This window comes from Pseudoalteromonas sp. SR45-5 (assembly GCF_014163565.1).
GTDB classification, from domain to species: Bacteria; Pseudomonadota; Gammaproteobacteria; order Enterobacterales; family Alteromonadaceae; genus Pseudoalteromonas; species Pseudoalteromonas distincta.
Map to the genome: position 1 here is coordinate 1 of NZ_JACJDN010000537.1, position 2,745 is coordinate 2,745.

Consider the following 2,745-nt stretch of genomic DNA (forward strand, 5'->3'; position numbering starts at 1 on the left):
CGCAGTATAGTTGCTTTATATAAGTAATTTTTAACGCAGTTAGAGAGGTATTTAGTTCCTAGAATGAGCATGTTTTCAATAAAATTGATATTACACCTATCCTGCTATTAAGCAGACATAGGAGGGCGGTAGAGTGAACGAGGTATATTAATTTGTGTAGTAAATACACTTATATTTACTTTTTCAGATTCAAGTAAAGTAACGCTAAATAAAGTATCAACATTAAGCATTGAATTAGCAGCGCAGCCACTGACAGGGCATTTGCAATCATTTTGTGGCGTACTTTCGTCGTCGCAACAATCCATCTGCATCATATTTTCAGACATGCTAGCAACAGCTGTTGCATCACTACTGTGTGTCATTGGCATTTGGGCATGCATTGCTGTTTTCGTTGGCAAATGTGGCATTTCGCATACCATAGCTACAGACGCAACTGCCTGACCCACAAAAGTGAGCAGTAAAGTTATCATGAGTAAACTAGAGTAAAAACGTTGCAACATTATGCCTTTTAATAAATTTTAAAATGATTGTAAGATAACCTAACGGCAACCACAAATACTTTAATTATGTAGACTGCGGTTTATCAGGTGTTTTAATTAAGTTACTCGCGATAATTGCAAATATACAATATGCGCTAAAATACCAAAAACCCTCACCAAATTGTGCATTCATAACAAGTAGCTCACCACTTTTACCATGAGCGTTACCTGCTAGGTAAGTCACTATTAATGCAATAACAAATACATCAACCATGCTCCACTTACTTAATGCACAAATAACCAGACCGAGCTTTTGCTTCAACCCATTCAAAGGTAGGCAACAATAAAGCAATTGTAATAGCAGCTTCAAGCTTGGAATAACAATAGAAAACAACCCCACTAAAGCAGCTACAAATAAATTATTATTGCTAGCAAGCTCTTTAACTGTGCCTAAAATACTTTGTGTTTTGTTATAGGCGCTAATCTCGCCCTCTAACTTATCAAGCCCTAGCATATTCGAGAACATCATTAGCATGCTACGAGTCCGACCATCGCCCTCTTCAGCAAGCATTTCAATGCCCGCTTGCGCTAATTTTGATTTATCTATGTTGCCCTCTATTGTTAATACTGGTTTTGTAATACCAGGAAACAATAAACAAAGAGCAACCACTACACTTATAACCGACAACCAATTACGCATATTTATTCTGCTATTGCCTCAATAATGTCATCACTGTATAAAACAGCATCCAATAAAAAATTAAATATATCGCCAATGTGCAGCTCTGAGTTTATGTTGGCCAAATGGACCATAGCTTCATCTATATTATCTAATTCAAACTCTTTTATAAGCGATAAACAGTTCCCTAAGATGCCGCTCTCTAATAGTAACGCATCAGATATTGCAGCATCTAAAGTAAACTCTTTAACTATGTCTTTTAATTCAGCATCTAAAATAGCATCAAGCACCGAGAACAAACCCACCAGATACCCTTGCTCGGTCAACTCTTTATTATTTTGCTCCAATATTAGCGACATAAATTGAGCCCGCGTTAAAGCAAGCTTAGTTAATTCGGTTGGTTTTTCGACCCCCAACTCACTAATTGCTAATACGCGAACAAATTGTCTTATTGTGTCCTCACCTAAATAAATAACCGCTTGTGAAATAGACGTAATGACTAAATTTGCTTTGCCTGAACGCGCGTTAGCTAGCTTTAAAACCCTCGCTGTTATGGCGACATCTCTGGCCACTCGTTGATGAACTTCTTTAAAGCAAAGTGTTTCTTTTGCTGTAAAACGCAATAGATCAAAAACGGTTAGCTTTGAAGGCTCTACACCTTTATACGTAATCATTTCTGGGCGAGAAAAAAAGAACCCTTGAAATAAATCGCAGCCAGCCAATTTTAATACATTAAATTGTTCATGCGTCTCTATTCGTTCAACAATTATTTTTGCATGTGGATTTGCGCGTTTTATTTTTTTAATGCGCATATTGGTTTTAATAACCGGATCATCTATCTCAATTTTTATGTAATCAACATGTGCTAACAGTGGCTCCCATTTTGGATCGCCATCGTAATCATCAAGTGCAAAAACATAGCCTTCTTTTTTAAGTTCTTGCACACGCTCAGCCACCGCAGGAATATTACCCGTGCGCTCCACTATTTCAATAACACTATTTTCTGGCAATAAAAGTTTGGGGAAGTTATCGAGAATAGTTTCTGATGACAAGTTTATAAAAGCTAAATGATGTGCGGTAAGTCTATCTAAACCAACCAACATTAAAGCATTAAAAAATAGGCGGCTTGTCGCATGGACATCAGAAGTGCCTACAGGAAACGCATTATTGGCTGAGTCTCTATAAAGCAATTCGTACGAGAAAACATTCTGGTCTATATCAAAAATAGGTTGCCGCGCAACAAACTGAGTTATTTTTTGTACTTCATCAGGTATGTTATGTAATTTCACTTGGCTCTAAACCTATAAATAAAAGATGGCAAAACAGCCAATAATATGTGTACTTTAATGCAACACGCATAAGATAAATATAGTCGTCATTGCAAAAACGTTAAAATTACACAACACTAATATAAAATATTAATATAAAAGGTAGAGATTTGACTAACTTTATTCGGTTATTAGTACTGAGCCCTCTGCTATTTGTATTTTTTAGCTATGCCAGCATTAATCCTACTCCCCTCAAATATAATGTCAGCGCGTCAGGGAGTCATTATCCATATTATACAAATGATCCAGAAAAGCCTGG

At 36.6% G+C, this 2,745-nt stretch carries 3 protein-coding genes; all 3 read right to left on the bottom strand.

The genetic code is table 11. The annotated features are described in order from the left end of the window. Positions 1–107 precede the first annotated feature (107 nt). Positions 108–470 carry a hypothetical protein gene (locus tag H5072_RS16200; RefSeq protein ID WP_259395969.1) on the bottom strand — a complete coding sequence of 121 codons (363 nt, stop codon included), beginning with the start codon at positions 468–470 and terminating at the stop codon, positions 108–110. Between the two features lie 94 nt (positions 471–564). Beyond that, the gene (locus H5072_RS16205; protein ID WP_182671454.1) at positions 565–1,179 is read right to left on the bottom strand and encodes a paraquat-inducible protein A; all 615 of its coding nucleotides are present in this window, start codon (positions 1,177–1,179) and stop codon (positions 565–567) included. 2 nt (positions 1,180–1,181) lie between these two features. Continuing rightward, positions 1,182–2,447, bottom strand: a complete 1,266-nt coding sequence (locus H5072_RS16210; protein WP_182694109.1) for an EAL domain-containing protein — start codon at positions 2,445–2,447, stop codon at positions 1,182–1,184. Between the last annotated feature and the right edge of the window lie 298 nt (positions 2,448–2,745).